This window comes from Paraferrimonas sedimenticola (assembly GCF_002282855.1).
Taxonomy (GTDB): Bacteria; Pseudomonadota; Gammaproteobacteria; order Enterobacterales; family Shewanellaceae; genus Paraferrimonas; species Paraferrimonas sedimenticola.
On record NZ_NRIR01000014.1, the window covers coordinates 20,894 to 43,750 of the forward strand.

Consider the following 22,857-nt stretch of genomic DNA (forward strand, 5'->3'; position numbering starts at 1 on the left):
TTATTTCTTGTTACGACGGCGTACGATGTACTTGTCGGTACGCTTGTTCTTACGAGTCTTGTAACCCTTGGTTGGCATACCCCATGGAGACACAGGATGACGACCACCAGAGGTACGACCTTCACCACCACCGTGTGGGTGGTCAACCGGGTTCATAGCAACACCACGGACAGTAGGACGAACACCGCGCCAGCGGCTAGCACCAGCTTTACCAAGTTGGCGAAGCATGTGCTCAGCGTTACCTACTTCACCGACGGTCGCACGACACTCGGAAAGAACTTTACGCATTTCACCAGAACGCAGACGCAAGGTAACGTAAGCACCATCGCGAGCAACAATCTGAATGTACGCACCAGCAGAACGAGCCAATTGGCCGCCCTTACCAGGCTTTAATTCTACGTTATGAACAACAGAACCCACTGGGATGTTGCGCATTGGTAGGGCGTTACCTACCTTGATTTCAGCGTCAGCACCGCTGCGGATTGGGTCGCCAGCCTTAACACCTTTAGGGGCTAGGATGTAACGACGCTCACCATCAGCGTACAGTACCAAGGCGATGTTCGCTGAACGGTTTGGATCATACTCCAAACGCTCAACCTTACCTGGGATACCGTCTTTGTTACGCTTGAAGTCGATGATACGGTAGTGCTGCTTGTGACCACCGCCGATGTGGCGAGTAGTGATACGACCAGCATTGTTACGACCACCAGACTTTGACTTCTTGTCTAGAAGCGCTGCAAAAGGCTTACCTTTGTGCAGGTCGGCGTTAACCACTTTAACAACGTGGCGACGACCCGGAGAGGTAGGCTTACACTTAACGATTGCCATAATTCAAACTCCTTCGGATTACTCAGCGCCGCCAACGAAGTCTAGATCTTGGCCGTCAGCCAAAGTTACGTAGGCTTTTTTCCAGTCGATACGACGACCGAAACGAGCGCCAGTGCGCTTGGTTTTGCCTTTAGTAACCATGGTGCGAACACCTTTCACTTCAACTTCGAACAGTTTTTCAACAGCTGCTTTAACTTCAGACTTGGTAGCGTCCTTAGCAACTTTGAAAACGACAGTGTTGTTTTGCTCAGCTACAACAGTGCTCTTTTCAGAGATGTGTGGAGCAAGGATAACTTTCAGTAAACGTTCTTCACGGATCATGCCAGCATCTCCTCAATCTGCTTGATAGCGTCAGCAGTAATCAGCACTTTATCAAAGGCGATTAGGCTAACTGGGTCGATGCCCGCTACGTCGCGAACGTCAACCTTGTACAGGTTGCGAGCTGCCAAGAATAGATTCTCATCTACTTCCGGAGTCACGATAAGAACGTCAGTCAGATCCAGTTCTTTCAGCTTAGCTGCTAGCTCTTTAGTTTTAGGAGCTTCAACAGCAAACTTCTCAACAACGATCAGACGCTCTTGACGTACCAGCTCAGATAGGATGCTTTTGATGGCACCGCGGTACATCTTCTTGTTTACTTTTTGGCTGTGATCTTGTGGCTTAGCCGCAAAAGATACACCGCCACCGCGCCAGATTGGGCTGCGGATAGTACCAGCACGCGCGCGGCCAGTACCTTTTTGACGCCATGGCTTCTTGCCGCCACCAGAAACTTCTGAACGAGTCTTCTGAGCGCGAGTGCCTTGACGAGCATTAGCTGCGAAAGCAACTACTACTTGATGAACCAGAGCTTCGTTAAAATCGCGACCGAAGGTAGTTTCGGAAACTTCAAGAGCGCTTTGAGCGTCTTTCAATACCAATTCCATTACTATCTCCTAGGCTTACGCTTTAACAGCAGGCTTGATAATCAGGGTGCCGTTGTTGGCTCCTGGTACCGCGCCTTTGATTAATAGCAGGTTACGCTCAGCGTCAACACGTACTAGGTCCAAAGATTGAACTGTTACGCGCTCGTCGCCCATGTGACCAGCCATTTTTTTACCTTTGAACACGCGACCTGGGGTTTGGTTTTGACCAATTGAACCAGGCGCACGGTGCGCTAGAGAGTTACCGTGAGTCGCGTCTTGGGTTTTGAAGTTCCAACGCTTAACAGCGCCTTGGAAACCTTTACCTTTAGAACGACCAGTAACGTCTACCTTTGCAACGTCTGCAAAGATATCTACTTTAATTTCTGCACCAACTTCGATGCCTTCGCCTTCACCTTCGCCTAGACGGAATTCCCACAAACCACGACCGGCTTCAACGCCAGCCTTAGCAAAGTGACCCGCTTCTGCTTTGTTCACGCGATTAGCTTTTTTGGTGCCAGTAGTTACTTGAAGAGCGCGGTAACCGTCGGTGTCCAGATCGCGGATCTGGGTAACCTTGTTCGCTTCTACTTCTACTACTGTGACTGGGATAGATACGCCATCTTCGGTGAAGACGCGAGTCATACCCACTTTACGACCAATAAGACCGATAGCCATCTCTCAAACCTCTTTCGATTTAGATCTCTGCTTAACCCAGGCTGATCTGGACGTCAACGCCCGCAGCCAGATCCAAACGCATCAAAGCGTCAACGGTCTTTTCAGTGGGCTCCACAATGTCAACTAAGCGCTTGTGAGTACGGATTTCGTACTGGTCACGAGCATCTTTGTTTACGTGTGGAGAGATCAATACTGTATAGCGCTCTTTACGAGTAGGTAGTGGAATAGGACCACGTACCTGAGCACCAGTGCGCTTAGCAGTTTCAACGATCTCCGCTGTAGACTGATCGATCAGACGATGATCGAATGCCTTCAGGCGGATACGGATTCTTTGGTTCTGCATTAGACCAGAGCTCCCAAATTTAGACACATAAAAAACCACCCCTCTAAACTTCCTTAATTGGAGTCAGAGAGTGATTACTTTTAACCATTCGATTCCCAATCGGAATCGCTGTCTACCGGCTAACTGGTAACGAAAAGCTACCCTTTAGCTTGTTATCTCTTACTCGGATAATCCGAGTGAGGCGTGCATTATACACCTTTCAACTTTCGGCGCAACAACTGAATGAAAAACGATCGGAACGCAGCAAGTTTAGTCGAGACCAGCCCACTGCGCTTACAAAAAAGCCCGCGTTAAGCGGGCTTTTTGAGATTCTAACCTAAGTCAGAATTACTCTACGATAGTCGCTACAACACCAGCGCCTACAGTACGGCCACCTTCACGGATTGCGAAGCGCAGACCTTCGTCCATCGCGATTGGAGCAATTAGCTCTACAACCATCTTGATGTTGTCACCAGGCATTACCATTTCTACGCCTTCTGGCAGCTCGATGGTACCGGTTACGTCAGTAGTACGGAAGTAGAACTGTGGACGGTAACCTTTGAAGAATGGAGTGTGACGGCCACCTTCGTCTTTAGACAGAACGTATACTTCTGACTCGAACTTGGTGTGAGGAGTGATTGAACCAGGCTTAGCCAGTACTTGACCACGCTGAACTTCTTCACGCTTAGTACCACGCAGAAGAACACCACAGTTCTCACCAGCGCGACCTTCGTCTAGAAGCTTACGGAACATCTCAACACCAGTACAAGTAGTAGTAGTGGTCTCTTTGATACCTACGATTTCTACTTCGTCGCCTACACGGATGATACCGCGCTCAACACGACCGGTTACTACAGTACCACGGCCTTGGATTGAGAATACGTCTTCGATTGGTAGGATGAAGTCACGGTCGATGTCACGCTCTGGCTCTGGGATGTAAGTATCCAAAGCTTCAGCTAGCTCAACAATCTTGTCTTCCCACTCTTTCTCGCCTTCCAGAGCTTTCAGAGCTGAACCCTGAATTACTGGCAGGTCGTCACCTGGGAATTCGTACTCAGACAGAAGTTCACGAACTTCCATTTCTACCAGCTCAAGCAGCTCTTCATCATCAACCATGTCACACTTGTTCATGAATACGATGATGTAAGGTACGCCAACCTGACGAGAAAGTAGGATGTGCTCACGAGTCTGTGGCATTGGGCCATCAGTTGAAGCTACAACCAAGATAGCGCCGTCCATTTGAGCAGCACCAGTAATCATGTTCTTAACGTAGTCAGCGTGACCTGGGCAGTCTACGTGAGCGTAGTGACGAGTTGGAGTGTCATACTCTACGTGAGAAGTTGAGATGGTAATACCACGCTCACGCTCTTCTGGAGCGTTATCGATGGCTGCAAAGTCTTTCGCCTCACCACCGTATACTTTAGCCAGTACGTTGGTGATAGCAGCAGTTAGAGTGGTTTTACCGTGGTCAACGTGGCCAATAGTACCAACGTTGACGTGCGGCTTGGAACGTTCAAACTTTTCTTTAGACACGATGTCTTCCTTTTAATGTAACGCCCGTGCTTCGACAACGGGCAAGCTTTCACTTAAAACTAATACGCTTCAATAATAGACTGAGCAACGTTTTGCGGTGCTTCGTTGTACTTCAAGAACTCCATTGAGTATGAAGCACGACCCTGAGTTGCGCTGCGCAAGTCAGTAGCATAGCCAAACATCTCTGACAGCGGAACCTGAGCGCGCACGATCTTAATCCCCGCAACCCCATCTTCCATACCGTCAATCAGTCCACGGCGCCGGTTTAGGTCACCCACTACGTCGCCCATGTAATCCTCTGGGGTGGTGACTTCTACCTTCATCATTGGCTCTAACAAGACAGGGTTCGCTTCCAGCGCGCCCTTTCTAAAGCCCATCGAACCAGCGATTTTAAACGCCATTTCGTTCGAATCTACGTCGTGGAACGAGCCGTCGAATAAGGTCACTTTGACCTTCAGCATCGGATAGCCGGCGAGTACACCTTGATCCATTTGCTCTTCAACACCCTTTTCGACCGCTGGAATGTATTCACGAGGAACCACACCACCAACAATCTCATTCACGAATACAAAGTTCTCTTCTGAATCTTCTGGTAATGGTTCGATCTTCAGCCATACATGACCGTACTGACCGCGACCGCCAGATTGACGAACGAACTTGCCTTCGGTTTCCACGCTGCCACGAATGGTTTCGCGGTAGGCCACTTGAGGCTTACCAACGTTACACTCAACGGCGAATTCTCGACGCATACGGTCGATAATGATGTCCAAGTGCAATTCACCCATACCAGAAATCAGGGTTTGACCTGACTCTTCGTCGGTTTCCACTCGGAACGATGGGTCTTCTGCAGCCAGTTTACTCAGCGCAATACCCATTTTCTCTTGGTCAGCCTTAGATCTCGGCTCAACCGCGATTTGAATCACTGGCTCTGGGAACTCCATGCGCTCAAGAACCACTTTGTGGTCAATATCGCATAGTGTGTCACCAGTGGTGACGTCCTTAAGGCCAATGGCAGCGGCAATATCGCCAGCACGTACTTCTTTGATCTCTTTGCGATCGTTAGAGTGCATCTGAACCATACGGCCAAAGCGTTCTTTCTTCTGCTTCACTGAGTTGTATACGTGTGCACCGGTTTCGATAACACCTGAGTAAACTCGCATGAAGGTCAGAGTACCTACAAATGGGTCGGTAGCAATCTTGAACGCCAATGCCGCAAACGGCTCGTCGTCAGAAGCTGGACGAGAGACTTCGTTACCGTCTTCGTCTTCACCCTTAATGGCTTGAACCTGGTTTGGTGCAGGCAGGTAGTCAACGACTGCATCCAGTACCGCTTGCACACCCTTGTTTTTGAATGCTGAGCCACAGGTGGCCAGTACAATTTCGTTGTTCAAGGTGCGTTGGCGCAGCGCGGCTTTGATTTCAGCCTCGGAGAGCTCGCCTTCTTCTAGGTACTTTTCCATCAGTTCATCAGAAGCTTCCGCTGCTGATTCAACTAGGTTCATGTGCCATTCTTCCGCCAACTCTTGCAGCTCAGCAGGAATGTCTTCGTAGGTAAAGGTGGTACCTTTATCGGCTTCGTTCCAATTGATGGCTTTCATCTTGATTAGATCGATAACGCCGGTGAACTCGTCTTCAGCACCAATGTTTAGCTGAATCGGCACACAGGTGGCACCCAGGCGGTTGTTGATTTGATCAACCACTCGCAAAAAGTCAGCGCCGGCACGGTCCATCTTGTTGACGAAAACCATGCGGGGAACGCTGTATTTGTCCGCTTGACGCCAAACAGTCTCAGACTGAGGCTCAACGCCAGACGCACCACAGAACACCACTACTGCACCGTCAAGTACGCGCAACGAGCGCTCTACTTCGATGGTGAAGTCAACGTGTCCGGGGGTGTCAATAATATTGATTCGGTGCTCATCGAATTGAGCATCCATACCACGCCAGAAGGTGGTAGTCGCAGCAGACGTAATGGTAATGCCGCGTTCTTGCTCCTGCTCCATCCAGTCCATGGTGGCGGCACCATCGTGCACTTCACCAATTTTATGAGATAGACCAGTGTAAAACAGGACTCGCTCGGAAGTAGTTGTCTTACCGGCGTCAACGTGAGCGACAATACCAATGTTACGGTAACGCTCAAGGGGAGTTGTACGAGCCACTATTGTTATCCTCTTGCCGGGCGGCTATGAGACTTGTAAAAGCAAAGAAAGGCGCGGACTAGGTCCGCGCCAACCTTTTTACCAACGGTAATGAGCAAACGCTTTGTTTGCTTCAGCCATACGGTGAACGTCTTCACGTTTCTTAACAGCTGTACCTTTGTTTTCAGCCGCATCTAGCATTTCACCTGCTAGACGGTAGGCCATAGATTTTTCACCACGCTTACGAGCCGCTTCAACTAACCAACGCATGGCTAGAGTGTTACGACGAACTGGACGAACTTCTACTGGTACCTGGTAAGTAGAACCACCAACACGACGAGACTTAACCTCGACCTGTGGGCGTACGTTTTCCAGGGCAGCTTCAAAGATGCTTACTGGCTCATTGCCGTTCTTGGCAGTGGCAGCGTCTAACGCATCATATACGATTTTTTCAGCAACAGATTTCTTGCCGTCAAGCATCAGTACGTTGATGAACTTGGCTAGCAACTCACTATTGAACTTAGGATCTGGTAGGATTTTACGTTGACCTACTACGCGACGTCTTGGCATTACATGCTCCGTTTAATCTTCAGGGATTTCCAAAACCTTGGTAATCACAAAATAAAAAGTTTGGCCTTACTTAACGGAGAACGTTAAGACTTAGGTCTCTTAGCACCGTACTTAGAACGGCCCTGGCGACGATCGTTTACGCCAGCACAGTCTAAAGCACCGCGAACAGTGTGATAGCGAACACCTGGCAAGTCTTTTACACGACCGCCACGGATCAGAATCACGCTGTGCTCTTGAAGGTTGTGACCTTCACCACCGATGTACGAAGTAACTTCGAAACCGTTGGTTAGACGAACACGCGCTACTTTACGTAGTGCAGAGTTAGGTTTTTTCGGGGTGGTGGTGTATACACGAGTACATACGCCACGCTTTTGTGGGCACGCTTCTAGCGCAGGCACGTTGGTCTTGTCGACCTTTGGCTTACGCGCTTTGCGTACCAACTGGTTTACAGTTGCCATTAAACAGCTCCAAATTAGTCAAAAACTAATTAAATATAAGGTGTGAAAAATCTTCCCCTAAAACGGGGAGCGGAAATTTTAGGGACACTTGGTCAAGGTGTCAAGAAATAGCCAGTTCGGATCGGCAAAGATCGCCACATAAAAACAAAAAGGGCGCCAATCGGCGCCCTTTGTCGTGATTCGCTAGGCTTATTCGCCTTTGATCACGTCGCTTGTCGCGTTTAGCAGGTCCGCTAGGTTCTGCTCAGCTTCTGATGCGCTCACACCAGTTACCACTTCTTCTTCTACCACTTCCGCATTTGAGCGGTTTTGATGATAGGCGAAACCGGTACCGGCAGGAATCAGACGACCAACGATAACGTTCTCTTTTAGACCACGCAGATTATCAACCTTACCAGCAACCGCTGCTTCGGTTAGTACGCGAGTGGTCTCCTGGAACGAGGCCGCTGAGATGAACGATTCGGTCGCTAGCGAGGCTTTAGTAATACCCATCAGTTCGCGTTCGAACTCGATAAGCGGCTTACCTTCGGCTTCGCGCTTGCGGTTAGCAATCTTAACGCGTGACACTTCCGCTTGTTCGCCTTCCAAGAACTCACTGTCGTGGGCCTTAGTGATGATGCATTTACGCAGCATCTGACGAATGATAACTTCAATGTGCTTGTCGTTAATCTTTACACCCTGCAGACGATAAACGTCTTGCACTTCGTTAACGATGTAGTTAGCCACGTGGTGGATGCCGCGCAGACGCAGAATGTCGTGCGGAGCCTCTGGACCATCGGCGATAACTTCACCTTTCTCAACGCGCTCACCTTCGAACACGTTTAGGTTACGCCACTTAGGAATCATTTCCTCGTACGGCTTACCTGTGCCCTCGTCAGTGGCTGGGGTGATAACCAGACGACGCTTACCTTTAGTCTCTTTACCAAACGAGATAGTACCTGACACTTCGGCCAGAATCGCAGGCTCTTTTGGCTTACGCGCTTCGAACAAGTCGGCTACGCGTGGCAGACCACCGGTAATATCGCGAGTCTTCGAAGACTCTTGCGGAATACGTGCCAGAGCGTCACCAACGTTAATGCTGGCGCCATCTTCGATGGTCACAATCGCATTACCAGGCAAGAAGTACTGTGCAGGTACTTCGGTACCAGCGATCATTACGTCTTCACCTTTAGCATCAATCAGCTTAACCATTGGGCGCATTTCTTTACCCGCGGTTGGACGCTGTGATGGGTCTAGGATCACGATAGAAGACAGACCGGTTAGCTCGTCGGTTTGACGAGTCATGGTCACACCTTCAATCAGGTCAACGAACTTAATGGTACCAGCTACCTCAGTCACGATTGGGTGCGTGTGCGGATCCCAGTTCGCGATGATTTGGCCAGCGTCAACGTCGCCGCCTTCTAGTACTTCAAGCACGGTACCGTAAGGTACTTTGTAGCGCTCTTTCTCACGGCCTAGCTCATCGATGATCGCCAGCTCAGAAGAGCGCGATACGATAACTAGCTTACCTTCACTGTTGGTCACGTGCTTAGCATTGTGCAGTTTCAGGCTACCGGTGTTCTTAACTTGAACATTGTTTTCCGCAGACGCTCGAGATGCCGCACCACCAATGTGGAAGGTACGCATGGTCAGCTGGGTACCCGGCTCACCAATCGACTGAGCGGCGATAACACCAATGGACTCACCCATGTTGGCAATGTGGCCACGAGCCAGGTCACGACCGTAACACTTGGCACAAACACCAAAGTCGGTGTCACAGCTAATAACCGAGCGAACGATAACTTCATCAACTGAGTTTTCGTCGATGCGGTCACACCAAGCTTCGTCAAGAAGAGTGTTACGTGGAATCAGAACGTCGGTAGTACCAGGCTGGTACACGTCTTCGGCAACAACACGGCCCAATACGCGCTCACGCAACGGCTCAACAACGTCACCACCTTCAATCAGCGGCTTCATTACTAGACCTTTGTGAGTACCACAGTCTTCTTCGATAACGACCAAATCTTGCGCAACGTCAACCAAACGACGGGTTAGGTAACCCGAGTTCGCGGTTTTCAATGCGGTATCGGCTAGACCCTTACGAGCACCGTGAGTCGAGATAAAGTACTGGTTTACGTTCAAACCTTCACGGAAGTTAGCCACAATTGGGGTTTCGATGATCGAGCCATCTGGCTTAGCCATCAGACCACGCATACCGGCCAACTGACGAATCTGTGCAGCACTACCACGAGCGCCCGAGTCCGCCATCATAAAGATGCTGTTGAACGAGTCTTGATCTTCGTCTTCACCGTCGCGGTTAACCACGGTTTCAGTCGACAAGTTGTCCATCATAGCCTTGGCCACTTTTTCGTTGGCGCTGGCCCAGATATCAATAACCTTGTTGTAACGCTCACCGGCGGTAACAAGACCTGACTGGAACTGATCAGAAATCTCTTTAACTTCCGCTTCCGCGTCAGCAATGATGTCTTTCTTCTCTTCCGGGATAACCATGTCGTTGATACCCACAGACGCACCAGAAATGGTGGCGTAGTGGAAACCTGTGTACATCAGTTGGTCAGCGAAGATAACAGTCGGCTTAAGACCCAATTGACGGTAACAGGTGTTCAGAAGCTTAGAAATTTGCTTCTTACCCATGGCTTGGTTAACCAAGTCAAACGACAGACCCTTAGGCATAATTTGCGAAAGGATGGCACGACCAATGGTGGTGTCGACGATGCGGGTAACCGCTTCTTTTTCGCCGTTGTCTAGTACTTGGTACTCAGTGATACGAACTTTAACGCGAGCGTGTAGTTCGGCCACTTCGGTGCGGTAGGCTTTTTCAGCTTCGGCAACCGACTCAAATACCATAGCTTCACCACGACCGTTTACGCGGTCACGAGTGATGTAGTACAGACCCAACACAACGTCTTGAGAAGGTACGATGATTGGCTCACCGTTCGCTGGCGACAGAATGTTGTTGGTCGACATCATCAGAGCACGGGCTTCCAACTGAGCTTCTAGCGTCAGCGGAACGTGCACAGCCATTTGGTCACCGTCAAAGTCAGCGTTGTACGCCGCACACACTAGTGGGTGCAGTTGAATCGCTTTACCTTCAATTAGTACTGGCTCAAATGCCTGGATACCCAAACGGTGAAGAGTCGGTGCACGGTTAAGTAGTACTGGGTGCTCGCGAATTACTTCGTCTAGCACGTCCCATACTTCACCCACTTCGCGCTCAACCATCTTCTTGGCGGCTTTAATGGTAGTGGCAAGACCACGACCTTCTAGCTTGCCGTAGATGAATGGCTTGAATAGCTCAAGTGCCATCTTCTTAGGAAGACCACACTGGTGCAGACGCAGGGTAGGACCTACGGTAATTACCGAACGGCCTGAGTAGTCAACACGCTTACCAAGCAAGTTCTGACGGAAACGACCTTGCTTACCTTTGATCATATCGGCCAAAGATTTCAGAGGGCGCTTGTTAGAACCGGTAATCGCACGGCCACGACGACCGTTGTCTAGCAGGGCATCAACAGACTCTTGCAACATACGCTTTTCGTTGCGCACGATGATGTCTGGAGCCGCTAGGTCTAGAAGACGCTTCAAACGGTTGTTACGGTTGATCACACGACGGTAAAGGTCGTTTAGATCTGAAGTCGCGAAGCGACCACCGTCCAGCGGTACCAAAGGACGCAAATCCGGCGGCAATACTGGCAATACTTGTAGGATCATCCACTCTGGCTTGTTGCCAGACTGGTAGAAAGATTCCATCAGCTTAAGACGCTTGGTCACTTTCTTGCGCTTGGTTTCCGAGTTGATGCTTGGCAACTCTTCGCGCATGATTTCAACTTCTTTTTCCAAGTCGATACCGCGCAGCAATTCTAGAACCGCTTCGGCACCCATCTTGGCTTCGAACTCGTCGCCGTACTCTTCAAGTGCATCCAAGTACATTTCTTCGGTCAGCATTTGACCGCGCTCTAGGCTGGTCATGCCCGGCTCGATTACAACGAATGATTCGAAGTAGAGTACGCGCTCGATGTCGCGCAGAGTCATGTCTAGCATCAAACCGATGCGAGATGGCAATGACTTCAAGAACCAGATGTGGGCAACTGGGCTTGCCAGTTCAATGTGACCCATGCGCTCACGACGCACTTTGGTTTGAGTCACTTCAACGCCACACTTCTCACAGATTACACCGCGGTGCTTAAGGCGCTTGTACTTACCACACAAACACTCGTAATCCTTTACAGGGCCAAAGATACGGGCACAGAAAAGGCCGTCGCGCTCTGGCTTAAAGGTACGGTAGTTAATGGTTTCCGGCTTTTTAACTTCACCGAATGACCAAGAGCGGATTAGATCTGGAGACGCCAGACCAATCTTGATTCCCTCAAACTCTTCAGTCTTGTTTTGCTGTTTTAAAAACTTAAGTAAGTCTTTCACGTTTTTCTCCTAGAGGAGTTAAACACGGTAGCCCGACCCCGCCGGGCTACCCTACCTGATACGAATGCCTTCGGCTTATTCCTGATCCAGCTCGATGTGGATACCCAACGAGCGAATTTCTTTCAGCAATACATTGAAGGATTCTGGCATACCAGGTTGCATCTGGTGGTTGCCATCAACGATGTTCTTGTACATCTGAGTACGACCGTTCACATCGTCCGACTTAACAGTCAACATCTCTTGCAAGGTGTAAGCAGCACCGTAAGCTTCAAGTGCCCATACTTCCATCTCACCGAAACGCTGACCACCGAACTGTGCTTTACCACCCAGCGGCTGCTGAGTAACCAAGCTGTAAGAACCGGTAGAACGCGCGTGCATCTTGTCATCAACCAAGTGGTTCAGTTTCAGCATGTACATGTAACCCACGGTTACAGGACGCTCAAACTCACGACCGGTACGACCGTCGCACAGAACCAGCTGACCAGAAGTCGGCAGGTCGGCTAGTGCAAGCATGTCCTTGATCTCAGACTCTTTGGCACCATCGAACGCAGGCGTTGCAGTTGGAATACCGCCACGCAAGTTCTTGGCCAGACGAATTAGCTCGTCATCAGAGAAGGTGTCGATGTCGACCACTTGCTGACAGTCATCACCCAGCTCGTACACCTGCTTGATGTAGCTGCGCAATTCTGCCAACTCGCGCTGCTCTTCTAGCATGGCGCTGATCTTGTCACCGATGCCCTTAGCAGCAGCACCCAGGTGAACCTCAAGAACCTGACCGATGTTCATACGCGATGGTACACCCAATGGGTTGAGCACGATGTCAACTGGGTTACCCTTCTCGTCGTAAGGCATGTCTTCCACAGGAACAATGGTAGAAATTACACCTTTGTTACCGTGACGACCCGCCATCTTGTCACCAGGTTGCAGACGACGCTTAACCGCTAGGTAAACCTTAACGATCTTCAGTACGCCTGGGTTCAGGTCGTCGCCTTGAGTGATCTTGCGACGCTTGATGTCGAACTTCTTGTCGAATTCAGCTTTCAGCTCGATGTTCTGCTCAGCCAGTTGCTCGAGTTGCGACTGCTGATCTTCATCGCTCAAGCTCTGCTCAAGCCACTTCTGACGTGGAATCGCATCGATTGCCGCGTCATCCATGCCTGACGCTACTAGTAGCGAGCGAGCACGGCTTAGGATGCCGTCTTCCAGAATCTGGAATTCTTCGGTCAAATCCTTCTTGGCTTCGGCCAGGTGCATCTCTTCGATTTCGATAGCACGCTTGTCTTTTTCTACACCGTCACGGGTAAATACTTGAACATCGATTACGGTACCAGTTACAGAGTTAGGTACGCGCAGCGAGCTGTCTTTAACGTCAGAGGCTTTTTCACCGAAGATGGCACGCAACAGCTTCTCTTCTGGAGTCAGCTGGGTTTCGCCTTTTGGAGTTACCTTACCTACCAGAATGTCGCCGCCTTTTACTTCAGCGCCGATGTATACGATGCCAGACTCATCCAGCTTAGAAAGCGCAGACTCACCAACGTTTGGAATGTCAGCAGAGATTTCCTCTGGACCCAACTTGGTGTCACGAGCGATACAAGAAAGCTCTTGGATGTGAATGGTGGTGAAACGATCTTCTTGCGCAACGCGCTCAGAAATTAGGATCGAATCCTCAAAGTTGTAACCGTTCCAAGGCATGAAGGCGATGCGCATGTTTTGACCCAGCGCCAAATCACCCAAATCGGTCGAAGGACCGTCAGCCAGTACGTCACCGCGAACCACTGGGTCGCCAACGCTACAGCAAGGACGTTGGTTAATGCAGGTGTTCTGGTTAGAGCGGGTGTACTTGGTCAGGTTGTAGATGTCGATACCGGCTTCGCCTGGAACCAACTCTTCTTCGTTAACCTTAACCACGATGCGGCCAGCATCAACGTAGTCGATAGAACCGCCACGCTTAGCTACCACAGTTACACCAGAGTCAACCGCTACAGCACGCTCGATACCAGTACCAACTAGCGGCTTGTCAGCGCGCAGAGTCGGAACAGCCTGACGTTGCATGTTCGAGCCCATCAATGCACGGTTAGCATCGTCGTGCTCTAGGAACGGAATCAAAGACGCCGCCACAGAAATAATTTGCTGTGGAGATACGTCCATATAATCGATCTTGTCGGCAGACATAAAGGTAGATTCACCTTTGTGGCGACAAGGAATCAGTTCGTCTACTAGGTGACCTTTCGCATCAACGTTGGCGTTGGCGTTAGCAACGATGTGGTTACCTTCTTCGATAGCTGATAGGTAATCAACTTCGTCGGTAATCACGCCGTCTTTAACGCGGCGATAAGGGGTTTCTAGGAAACCAAACTCGTTAGTACGAGAGTAGCTTGATAACGAGTTGATCAGACCAATGTTTGGACCTTCAGGGGTCTCAATTGGACACAGACGACCGTAGTGAGTTGGGTGAACGTCACGAACCTCAAAGCCAGCGCGCTCACGAGTCAAACCACCAGGACCAAGAGCCGAAATACGACGCTTGTGAGTCACTTCTGATAGTGGGTTGTTTTGGTCCATGAACTGAGACAGTTGGCTTGAACCAAAGAACTCTTTAACCGCAGCTGAGATTGGCTTGGCGTTGATTAGGTCTTGCGGCATTAGCGCGTCAAGATCACCAAGGCTCAAACGCTCGCGCACAGCGCGTTCTACGCGAACCAAACCTACGCGGAATTGGTTCTCGGCCATTTCACCAACTGAACGAATACGGCGGTTACCCAAGTGGTCGATGTCGTCCACTTCGTCTAGACCGTTGCGAATGTCGATGATTTTCTTCATCACAGCAACGATGTCTTCTTTGCTCAGGGTACCAGCGCCAGTGTCTTCACCCATGCCCAGACGGCGGTTGAACTTCATGCGACCAACGGTCGATAGGTCGTAACGCTCGTCAGAGAAGAACAGGTTGTCGAACAAGGCTTCAGCCGCATCTTTTGTTGGCGGCTCACCAGGACGCATCATACGGTAGATTTCTACCAGAGCTTCTAGGCGGTTGGTGGTGCTATCGATATTCAGGGTGTCTGAAATATAGGCACCGTGGTCTAGATCATTGATAAACAGGGTGCTGAACGCTTTGATTTTGGCTTGCGACAGAGCGGCAATGCTTTCCAAAGTCAGTTCAGAGTTGGCCGCAACGATAACTTCACCAGACTCTTTGTCGATGTAGTCTTCAGCAGCGCGTTTTTCGGTCACGTACTCTAGTGGTACTTCAAGCTCGGTCATGCCTTGCTTATCTAGGGTACGAATGTGACGGGCAGTAATGCGACGACCGGTCTCAACCAATACATCACCGTTCTTGTCGATGATGTCAAAGCTGGCAGTTTCACCGCGCAAACGCTCTGGAATCAGCTCCATCACCAACTTATCTTTCTTGATCTTGAAGTTAGTGCGTTCGAAGAAGGTGTCCAGAATCTCTTGAGTACTGTACTCAAGGGCGCGCAGGATGATAGTCGCTGGTAGTTTACGGCGACGGTCAATACGCACAAATAGGCTATCTTTCGGGTCGAACTCGAAGTCCAACCAAGAGCCGCGGTAAGGGATCACTCGAGCGTTGTACAACACTTTACCTGACGAGTGAGTTTTACCACGGTCGTGATCGAAGAATACACCAGGGCTACGGTGCAACTGAGATACGATCACACGCTCAGTACCATTGATTACAAAAGTACCGTTTTCAGTCATCAATGGGATATCACCCATGTAGACTTCTTGTTCTTTTACGTCTTTTACGGTACCCGCTGGTGCGTCTCTATCGTAGAGCACCAAGCGCAGTTTCACGCGTAACGGTTTTGAATAAGTCACACCACGGATTTGACATTCTTTAACGTCAAATACCGGCTCGCCTAGACGGTAGCTAACGTACTGTAGCTCCGAGTTTCCAGAAAAGCTCTTGATGGGGAATACACTGCGAAAAGCGGCTTCAAAGCCACGCTCGCCAGTGGGGTCTTGGTCGATAAATTTGCTGAATGAATCCAGCTGAATAGACAGTAGGTAAGGGATATCCAATACTTGTGGACGCTTACCAAAGTCCTTACGAATACGCTTCTTTTCAGAATAGGAGTAAACCATGGGTTTCCTCTAGCTGGCTGATAACTGACCCAAACTGTTCTTCATGAACAGCCTGCTTATCCGTCACCGTTTGAGCAAGACCCTAGCCAATAATCTCTGCGAGGGACCGCGATGCGTTTGGCGAATACGGTGCAAAAAATCGCCAACGCTTACAGCGCAAAAAGCCTGATGGTTAAAAAACCATCAGGCTTGCCTAATTGCTTAGGCGCGTAAACTGTCGATAGACAGATTACTTGATTTCAACAGAAGCGCCGGCTTCTTCTAGAGTCTTCTTCAACTCTTCGGCTTCTTCTTTAGAAATACCTTCTTTAACAGCAACTGGAGCTGATTCTACCATACCTTTAGCTTCTTTCAAGCCAAGACCGGTAGCGCCACGAACGGCCTTAATAGCAGCAACTTTGTTACCGCCAGCAGCAGCTAGGATCACGTCAAATTCGGTTTTCTCTTCAGCAGCGGCAGCTTCGCCTGCGCCACCGGCAACTACTGCAGCAGCAGCAGAAACACCGAACTTCTCTTCCATAGCTTCGATCAGTTCAACAACTTGCATTACAGACATTTCTGCAACTGCGTCTAGGATTTGCTCGTTAGTGATAGACATAACAATTCTCTCTAAAGTCTAAATTCTGTTTAATTTGCGAATGCCAGCCGGAAATTAAGCGGCTTCTTTGGCATCGCGAATAGCTGCGATAGTACGTACCAGCTTGCCGGCAGAAGCTTCTTTCATAGTCATCATCAACTGTGCAATAGCTTCGTCGTAAGTTGGTAGTTTCGCCAATAGTTCTACGTCAGCGACAGCGCCTTCAAAGGCTGCAGCTTTAACTTCGAAGTTCTCTTGGGTCTTTGCGAAGTCTTTGAAAAGACGCGCAGCAGCACCTGGGTGCTCGTTAGAGAATGCAATCAAAGTTGGACCAGTGAATGTCTCAAGCAGACACTCATAGTCAGTGCCTTCAACAGCACGACGCAACAGGGTGTTACGAACTACGCGAACGTAAACGCCAGCTTCACGAGCTTGCTTACGTAGGCCAGTCATGTCACCCACAGTTACACCGCGTGAGTCGGCTACAACTGCAGACAGGGCACCTTTGGCAGCTTCGTTGACTTCAGCAACAATTGCTTTCTTGTCTTGAAGGTTTAATGCCATTGGATAATCTCCTGGATTCTACCCGGGGTAACCCCGGAATTTACCACGCCAAATCAAAAGCGATTTGGCCATTTACGGTGAAGAGTCCAGTACAAAAATTCAATTCATACTAGGGGGGTCTCACACCGTCTACGTAGGAAATTAAGTTTTGCGGAAATCCGCTCCACACCTACGGTCTTGGACGGGAGTTGGTCAGCCTAAACTGCCAACTCCAACCCACAAAGGCGGCCGATTATAAAGTAATCGACTGACCTTGTAAATTTAGTTTGTGCCAGTAGTGTTCAAGCTAGCTTGGTCAAGCGAAACACCTGCGCCCATAGTGGTGCTGATGCTTACTTTCTTGATGTATACACCTTTAGCAGAAGACGGCTTGGCCTTCTTAAGTGCAACCAACAAAGCTTCCAAGTTTTCTTGAATTTGCTGTGGCTCAAAGTTCACCTTACCAATGGTAGTGTGAATGATACCGTTCTTGTCGTTGCGGTAACGAACCTGACCGGCTTTGGCGTTCTTAACGGCTTCGGCAACGTTTGGAGTTACAGTACCGGTTTTAGGGTTAGGCATCAGGCCGCGTGGGCCCAAGATTTGACCCAGTTGACCGACCACACGCATAGCGTCTGGAGAAGCAACTACTACGTCGAAGTTCATTTCGCCTTTCTTAACTTGCTCAGCCAGGTCTTCCATACCTACCAAATCAGCACCAGCTTCTTTGGCGGCGTCAGCGTTGGCGCCTTGGGTGAACACAGCTACACGAACGTCACGACCGGTGCCGTGAGGCAGTACGGTGGCGCCACGTACGTTTTGGTCCGATTTACGTGGGTCTACGCCCAAGTTTACGGCCGCGTCAACACTTTCAACGAACTTAGCGGTGGCTAGCTCTTTGATCAGAGCGATAGCTTCGTTAATTTCGTACTCTTTGGTGACTTCTACTTTTTCGCGGATTACGCGCATGCGCTTAGAAAGCTTTGCCATCGTCTTAGTCCTCTACTACCAGGCCCATAGAACGGGCAGTACCTTCGATAGAACTCATCATTGCTTCAACGTCAGCGCCAGTCATGTCTTGGGCTTTGGTTTCAGCGATTTCGCGTACTTGTGCAGATTTAACAGTACCAACCTTTTCAGTGTTAGGACGGCCAGAACCTGACTTAAGACCAGCAGCTTTCAACAATAGGAAAGACGCAGGTGGAGTTTTGGTTTCGAAGGTGAAAGAACGGTCGTTGTAAACAGTAATTACAACTGGAATCGGCATACCTTTGTCGAACTTGTCAGTACGAGCGTTGAATGCTTTACAGAATTCCATGATGTTCACACCGTGCTGACCCAGAGCTGGACCAACTGGTGGCGACGGGTTAGCAGCGCCAGCTGCTACTTGAAGCTTGATATAAGCTTGGACTTTCTTAGCCATTTTCAATTCCTCATTTGGGTTCAAACACCGTGATTTGCTTGAGCAATTCGACGGCTCCCCGGTAACAAAAAAGCCTTACCAAAAAGTAAGGGCAGCGAATTATACGGAATCTGAGGTTCGATTCCAAAGTATTTTTGAATCTTTTTTAATCAGCGACCCTTTGCCACCGAACGGCCACAAAAAAAGCGGCCCTTAAGCCGCTTTTTGTCGCTTCGATAAAGACTTACTAGCTCTTTTCGATTTGCGCAAACTCTAGGTCTACAGGAGTCGAACGGCCGAAAATCATAACCGACACTTTTACGCGGTTCTTTTCGTAATCCACTTCTTCCACGGTACCGTTAAAGTCGGCAAACGGACCTTCGGTAACGCGAACCACTTCACCGGGCTCAAACATAGTGCGCGGCGTTGGCGACTCAACATTGTCTTGTAGACGTTGCAAAATAGCATCGGCTTCGCGATCGCTAATTGGCGCTGGACGGTCAGAGGTACCGCCAATGAAGCCCATTACGCGAGGGATGTTGCGAACCAAGTGCCAGCTAGCGTCGTTCATGTCCATTTGGACCAACACATAGCCTGGGAAGAATTTGCGCTCACTCTTGCGGCGTTGGCCGCCGCGCATTTCTACCACTTCTTCGGTAGGTACTAGAACTTCACCAAAATGGTCTTCCATTTCGTGCATCTTGATGTGCTCTTTAAGCGACTTGGCAACACGGGCTTCATAGCCTGAGAAGGCTTGTACCACGTACCAACGTTTTTTCGCTTCAGCAGTTTCGCTCATTGATCAGTCCTATACACCAGTAATGAAGTTAACAATACGTACCAGAATCGCGTCTAGGCCCCAAAGGATTAGCGCCAAAACGCCAGTAGCTGCCAGTACGATAAAGGTAGTATTTAAGGCTTCCTGGCGCGTTGGCCAAACTACCTTACGAATTTCTAGACGAGACTCTTTGGCAAACGCCCAAGCGGTTTGACCTTTTTGAGTCTGTAGGGCTACAAACGCGGCTATCGCGAACGCCACAACAATACCGATCGCACGATATAGTACAGAAACGTCTTGGTACATTGAGTTTCCTACTACGGCTGCGGCCAGCAGGATTACCACTAGGCCCCACTTCACTAGATCCAGGGAATTGCCGCCCTGATTTTCGGTGTTCGTTGTCATCAAATATTCCGCAAACTAAGTTACTACACCCCGGATCAGATCCAAGGCAAAAAAATTGGCCATAGATTGTATGCTTTTAAAGCCACTTAGGCAACACGAAGCTGTTACCCAAATACCTCACTTTACACAGTATAAAGGGTTAATCCGCCACGAATAGCCCGAAAAGCCCGTTAAGTACAAAAAAGCGGTGTCGAAACACCGCCTTTTGAAGTCGATCGTTTGGTTAGAAGCGGAACTTAAAGTTTCCACCAAGTGCGTAGTTTTTGTTTTCACCGTAACCCGCAAAGACGTCGAGCAGTACGCAGGAGGCAAAATCGATACCAAAGCCTGTGCTCCATAGATCGCGAACGCTGTCTTTGAGGTCGCGTTTATAGCCTAAGCGCCATTCGAACCAATCGCTAAGCTTGGCGGCGAAAGCTCCCTTGATAAACTGTGAACTGTCGTTGAACTCTTTGAATCGTTTTGTGGCGTTGAGCTCACTTTCTACTGCCAGCGTCATCCAATCGTTTTCGTATTGAGCGCCTAAAGCCCAAAGCCCTGAATTTTGATAGGTCAGGGGCATGATGGCCTCACCTGAGGTTTTTAGGCTTTGGTCCAGCAAATTGCGGCCGCTTAAACCCACGCGCAAACCAGAACGCCATTGATAAGCGACTCCGGCATCCAGGTTGAACCCACCTTTGTTGGTACGAAAACGGGAATCGCGCCAATCGTCACTGTTGAAGTTGTCGACAGTCGCCGCGTAGGCATAGGTGTCGATACGCAGGTACTTAGGCGTCACTCCTAGCAGCAAGCGATCACCATTGGCATAACGCACCTCGCGAGCCAATGACACACCGACTTCTGTCAGTGCTACCCCTAGCCCTTGAGCGTTGGAGTTGAGCATGCTCGGATCTGGGATGCCTTCAAAATCGCGCTCGTCGACTTCGCCAATGGCCAGCGCTTCTGCACTGACTCCGGCGCTCAAGGTGACGTTGAGGTATTGGTTGGGAACCAACAATGCAGCGCCGATATTGCCGTCGGCCGAAACCTGGTTGCCGTCGAGCCCAAGCAAAGCCGCTTGCCATTCTAAAATGAGGTTCGGATTGAGCGGATCTTGTTGCAACTGGTCATTGAGCCGTTGGAAGTTGTCCAAGCTGTCGACAAAGTTGTTCTTGTCTTGAGCGGATAATGCGATGGCTGGAACCATCAAAGACACACTGTCGTCGCTGATCGCAGTGAGTGCAGGATTGTAGAAAGCCGCTGCCGCATGAGTCGCAGTAACGCCGGCACCAGCTAGCGCTTCGGTTCGAGCATCTGGGCCAAAAATAGCCGCAAGACTTGTCATTGGCATGGCTGACACCAAAAGCGCGCAACACATTCCTCTAACTGACATAGCCATTCCCTCGCAAATCATCTAAGTCGATTTTGTTTTACTTGTTTTTATCTTGGAGTTTACGCCCTTTTTACCCATTTTCAACGGTCAATATTTTGACTGGCGTCAAGAATTTCATAGCCTTCTAATGTTGTTTGATGAAACTGTGACTTGGCACCACTGTCGCTAACAATCAGGCACAAAAAAGCCCGCGTTAAGCGGGCTTTTCTAACTTAAACCGGAAGGTTTAAATTATTCTACGATAGTCGCTACTACACCAGCGCCTACTGTACGGCCACCTTCACGGATTGCGAAGCGCAGACCTTCGTCCATCGCGATTGGAGCAATCAGCTCTACAACCATCTTGATGTTGTCACCAGGCATTACCATTTCAACGCCTTCTGGCAGCTCGATGGTGCCGGTTACGTCAGTGGTACGGAAGTAGAACTGTGGACGGTAACCTTTGAAGAATGGAGTGTGACGGCCACCTTCGTCTTTCGACAGAACGTAGACTTCTGACTCGAACTTGGTGTGAGGAGTGATTGAACCAGGCTTAGCCAGTACTTGACCACGCTGAACTTCTTCACGCTTAGTACCACGCAGAAGAACACCACAGTTCTCACCAGCGCGACCTTCGTCTAGAAGCTTACGGAACATCTCAACACCAGTACAAGTAGTAGTAGTGGTCTCTTTGATACCTACGATTTCTACTTCGTCGCCTACACGGATGATACCGCGCTCAACACGACCGGTTACTACAGTACCACGGCCTTGGATTGAGAATACGTCTTCGATTGGTAGGATGAAGTCACGGTCGATGTCACGCTCTGGCTCTGGGATGTAAGTATCCAAAGCTTCCGCTAGCTCAACAATCTTGTCTTCCCACTCTTTCTCGCCTTCCAATGCTTTCAGAGCTGAACCCTGAATTACTGGCAGGTCGTCACCTGGGAATTCGTACTCAGAAAGAAGTTCACGAACTTCCATTTCTACCAGCTCAAGCAGCTCTTCATCATCAACCATGTCACACTTGTTCATGAATACGATGATGTAAGGTACGCCAACCTGACGAGAAAGTAGGATGTGCTCACGAGTCTGTGGCATTGGGCCATCAGTTGAAGCTACAACCAAGATAGCGCCGTCCATTTGAGCAGCACCAGTAATCATGTTCTTAACGTAGTCAGCGTGACCTGGGCAGTCTACGTGAGCGTAGTGACGAGTTGGAGTGTCATACTCTACGTGAGAAGTTGAGATGGTAATACCACGCTCACGCTCTTCTGGAGCGTTATCGATGGCTGCAAAGTCTTTCGCCTCACCACCGTATACTTTAGCCAGTACGTTGGTGATAGCAGCAGTTAGAGTGGTTTTACCGTGGTCAACGTGGCCAATGGTACCAACGTTAACGTGCGGCTTGGAGCGTTCAAACTTTTCTTTAGACATGGTATTGCCTCGGTCCGATTAAAGTTGGTGGTTTTTTCCACCTTTCTATAGTACAAAAAATCGCCTAACCATAAATCGGCCAAGCAATTTCCAAGTATACAATAAGTATGGGATTTATGAACGAAAGGAGTGGTGCTGATAGGCAGATTTGAACTGCCGACCTCACCCTTACCAAGGGTGCGCTCTACCAACTGAGCTATATCAGCACTGATTTGGAGCGGGCAGCGGGAATCGAACCCGCATCATCAGCTTGGAAGGCTGAGGTAATAGCCATTATACGATGCCCGCGAAACTCGCTTCCTAGGTTCAGGCTACCCAGACTAACTGTAAAAATAAGTGGTGGAGGGGGAAGGATTCGAACCTTCGAAGGCTGAGCCGTCAGATTTACAGTCTGATCCCTTTGGCCACTCGG

At 49.6% G+C, this 22,857-nt stretch carries 19 protein-coding genes and 2 tRNA genes; all 21 read right to left on the reverse strand.

Annotated elements, in window-relative coordinates; translation table 11 throughout:
- The 21 genes from rplB to CLC93_RS17350 all read right to left on the reverse strand — a co-directional run bounded on the left by rplB (position 1) and on the right by CLC93_RS17350 (position 22,733).
- Positions 1 to 828, reverse strand: coding sequence for a 50S ribosomal protein L2 (rplB, locus tag CLC93_RS17250; RefSeq protein WP_095507239.1), 828 nt, complete (start codon positions 826 to 828; stop codon positions 1 to 3).
- 18 nt (positions 829 to 846) lie between these two features.
- Positions 847 to 1,149, reverse strand: coding sequence for a 50S ribosomal protein L23 (gene rplW / locus CLC93_RS17255; protein WP_095507240.1), 303 nt, complete (start codon positions 1,147 to 1,149; stop codon positions 847 to 849).
- Entirely contained in the window at positions 1,146 to 1,751 is a 606-nt protein-coding gene (rplD, locus tag CLC93_RS17260) for a 50S ribosomal protein L4 (protein ID WP_095507241.1), read from the reverse strand. Before rplD ends, rplW begins: the two co-directional genes overlap by 4 nt.
- Before the next feature lie 15 nt (positions 1,752 to 1,766).
- Positions 1,767 to 2,405: a 50S ribosomal protein L3 gene (gene rplC / locus CLC93_RS17265; protein WP_095507242.1), complete on the reverse strand. Its 639-nt coding sequence runs from the start codon at positions 2,403 to 2,405 to the stop codon at positions 1,767 to 1,769.
- Between the two features lie 31 nt (positions 2,406 to 2,436).
- Positions 2,437 to 2,748 (reverse strand): 30S ribosomal protein S10, encoded by a 312-nt coding sequence (rpsJ, locus tag CLC93_RS17270; protein WP_095499721.1) that lies wholly within the window; start codon positions 2,746 to 2,748, stop codon positions 2,437 to 2,439.
- Between the two features lie 327 nt (positions 2,749 to 3,075).
- Positions 3,076 to 4,260 (reverse strand): elongation factor Tu, encoded by a 1,185-nt coding sequence (gene tuf / locus CLC93_RS17275; protein WP_095507243.1) that lies wholly within the window; start codon positions 4,258 to 4,260, stop codon positions 3,076 to 3,078.
- Positions 4,261 to 4,319: 59 nt separating this feature from the next.
- Entirely contained in the window at positions 4,320 to 6,419 is a 2,100-nt protein-coding gene (gene fusA / locus CLC93_RS17280) for an elongation factor G (protein WP_095507244.1), read from the reverse strand.
- A gap of 78 nt (positions 6,420 to 6,497) precedes the next feature.
- Entirely contained in the window at positions 6,498 to 6,968 is a 471-nt protein-coding gene (rpsG, locus tag CLC93_RS17285) for a 30S ribosomal protein S7 (RefSeq protein ID WP_095507245.1), read from the reverse strand.
- An 83-nt stretch (positions 6,969 to 7,051) separates the two neighbouring features.
- Entirely contained in the window at positions 7,052 to 7,426 is a 375-nt protein-coding gene (rpsL, locus tag CLC93_RS17290; protein ID WP_095507246.1) for a 30S ribosomal protein S12, read from the reverse strand.
- Positions 7,427 to 7,615: 189 nt separating this feature from the next.
- Positions 7,616 to 11,845: a DNA-directed RNA polymerase subunit beta' gene (gene rpoC / locus CLC93_RS17295; protein WP_095507247.1), complete on the reverse strand. Its 4,230-nt coding sequence runs from the start codon at positions 11,843 to 11,845 to the stop codon at positions 7,616 to 7,618.
- Between the two features lie 75 nt (positions 11,846 to 11,920).
- Positions 11,921 to 15,952, reverse strand: a complete 4,032-nt coding sequence (gene rpoB, locus CLC93_RS17300) for a DNA-directed RNA polymerase subunit beta (protein WP_095507248.1) — start codon at positions 15,950 to 15,952, stop codon at positions 11,921 to 11,923.
- A 229-nt stretch (positions 15,953 to 16,181) separates the two neighbouring features.
- The gene (gene rplL, locus CLC93_RS17305; RefSeq protein ID WP_095507249.1) at positions 16,182 to 16,550 is read right to left on the reverse strand and encodes a 50S ribosomal protein L7/L12; all 369 of its coding nucleotides are present in this window, start codon (positions 16,548 to 16,550) and stop codon (positions 16,182 to 16,184) included.
- A gap of 54 nt (positions 16,551 to 16,604) precedes the next feature.
- Positions 16,605 to 17,093 carry a 50S ribosomal protein L10 gene (gene rplJ, locus CLC93_RS17310; protein WP_095507250.1) on the reverse strand — a complete coding sequence of 163 codons (489 nt, stop codon included), beginning with the start codon at positions 17,091 to 17,093 and terminating at the stop codon, positions 16,605 to 16,607.
- A gap of 261 nt (positions 17,094 to 17,354) precedes the next feature.
- Positions 17,355 to 18,062: a 50S ribosomal protein L1 gene (gene rplA / locus CLC93_RS17315; protein ID WP_095507251.1), complete on the reverse strand. Its 708-nt coding sequence runs from the start codon at positions 18,060 to 18,062 to the stop codon at positions 17,355 to 17,357.
- A 4-nt stretch (positions 18,063 to 18,066) separates the two neighbouring features.
- On the reverse strand, positions 18,067 to 18,495 hold the full coding sequence (rplK, locus tag CLC93_RS17320; RefSeq protein WP_095507252.1) for a 50S ribosomal protein L11: 429 nt from the start codon (positions 18,493 to 18,495) through the stop codon (positions 18,067 to 18,069).
- A 226-nt stretch (positions 18,496 to 18,721) separates the two neighbouring features.
- Entirely contained in the window at positions 18,722 to 19,273 is a 552-nt protein-coding gene (nusG, locus tag CLC93_RS17325) for a transcription termination/antitermination protein NusG (RefSeq protein WP_095507253.1), read from the reverse strand.
- A 9-nt stretch (positions 19,274 to 19,282) separates the two neighbouring features.
- On the reverse strand, positions 19,283 to 19,657 hold the full coding sequence (gene secE, locus CLC93_RS17330; RefSeq protein ID WP_095507254.1) for a preprotein translocase subunit SecE: 375 nt from the start codon (positions 19,655 to 19,657) through the stop codon (positions 19,283 to 19,285).
- 223 nt (positions 19,658 to 19,880) lie between these two features.
- The gene (gene traF / locus CLC93_RS17335) at positions 19,881 to 21,029 is read right to left on the reverse strand and encodes a conjugal transfer protein TraF (RefSeq protein WP_169903110.1); all 1,149 of its coding nucleotides are present in this window, start codon (positions 21,027 to 21,029) and stop codon (positions 19,881 to 19,883) included.
- A gap of 231 nt (positions 21,030 to 21,260) precedes the next feature.
- Complete coding sequence (tuf, locus tag CLC93_RS17340) at positions 21,261 to 22,445, reverse strand: elongation factor Tu (RefSeq protein ID WP_095507243.1); 1,185 nt, start codon at positions 22,443 to 22,445, stop codon at positions 21,261 to 21,263.
- A 130-nt stretch (positions 22,446 to 22,575) separates the two neighbouring features.
- Positions 22,576 to 22,651: transfer RNA gene (locus CLC93_RS17345), tRNA-Thr, on the reverse strand.
- Between the two features lie 7 nt (positions 22,652 to 22,658).
- A tRNA-Gly gene (locus tag CLC93_RS17350) sits at positions 22,659 to 22,733 on the reverse strand.
- Between the last annotated feature and the right edge of the window lie 124 nt (positions 22,734 to 22,857).

Excerpts from the sequence above, each read along its gene's own strand:
- rplB (WP_095507239.1), bottom strand. The coding sequence starts at position 828 with ATGGCAATCGTTAAGTGTAAGCCTACCTCTCCGGGTCGTCGCCACGTT.
- rplW (WP_095507240.1), bottom strand. The coding sequence starts at position 1,149 with ATGATCCGTGAAGAACGTTTACTGAAAGTTATCCTTGCTCCACACATC.
- rplD (WP_095507241.1), bottom strand. The coding sequence starts at position 1,751 with ATGGAATTGGTATTGAAAGACGCTCAAAGCGCTCTTGAAGTTTCCGAA.
- rplC (WP_095507242.1), bottom strand. The coding sequence starts at position 2,405 with ATGGCTATCGGTCTTATTGGTCGTAAAGTGGGTATGACTCGCGTCTTC.
- rpsJ (WP_095499721.1), bottom strand. The coding sequence starts at position 2,748 with ATGCAGAACCAAAGAATCCGTATCCGCCTGAAGGCATTCGATCATCGT.
- rpsG (WP_095507245.1), bottom strand. The coding sequence starts at position 6,968 with ATGCCAAGACGTCGCGTAGTAGGTCAACGTAAAATCCTACCAGATCCT.
- rpsL (WP_095507246.1), bottom strand. The coding sequence starts at position 7,426 with ATGGCAACTGTAAACCAGTTGGTACGCAAAGCGCGTAAGCCAAAGGTC.
- rpoB (WP_095507248.1), bottom strand. The coding sequence starts at position 15,952 with ATGGTTTACTCCTATTCTGAAAAGAAGCGTATTCGTAAGGACTTTGGT.
- rplL (WP_095507249.1), bottom strand. The coding sequence starts at position 16,550 with ATGTCTATCACTAACGAGCAAATCCTAGACGCAGTTGCAGAAATGTCT.
- rplJ (WP_095507250.1), bottom strand. The coding sequence starts at position 17,093 with ATGGCATTAAACCTTCAAGACAAGAAAGCAATTGTTGCTGAAGTCAAC.
- rplA (WP_095507251.1), bottom strand. The coding sequence starts at position 18,062 with ATGGCAAAGCTTTCTAAGCGCATGCGCGTAATCCGCGAAAAAGTAGAA.
- rplK (WP_095507252.1), bottom strand. The coding sequence starts at position 18,495 with ATGGCTAAGAAAGTCCAAGCTTATATCAAGCTTCAAGTAGCAGCTGGC.
- nusG (WP_095507253.1), bottom strand. The coding sequence starts at position 19,273 with ATGAGCGAAACTGCTGAAGCGAAAAAACGTTGGTACGTGGTACAAGCC.
- secE (WP_095507254.1), bottom strand. The coding sequence starts at position 19,657 with ATGACAACGAACACCGAAAATCAGGGCGGCAATTCCCTGGATCTAGTG.
- traF (WP_169903110.1), bottom strand. The coding sequence starts at position 21,029 with ATGTCAGTTAGAGGAATGTGTTGCGCGCTTTTGGTGTCAGCCATGCCA.
- tuf (WP_095507243.1), bottom strand. The coding sequence starts at position 22,445 with ATGTCTAAAGAAAAGTTTGAACGCTCCAAGCCGCACGTTAACGTTGGT.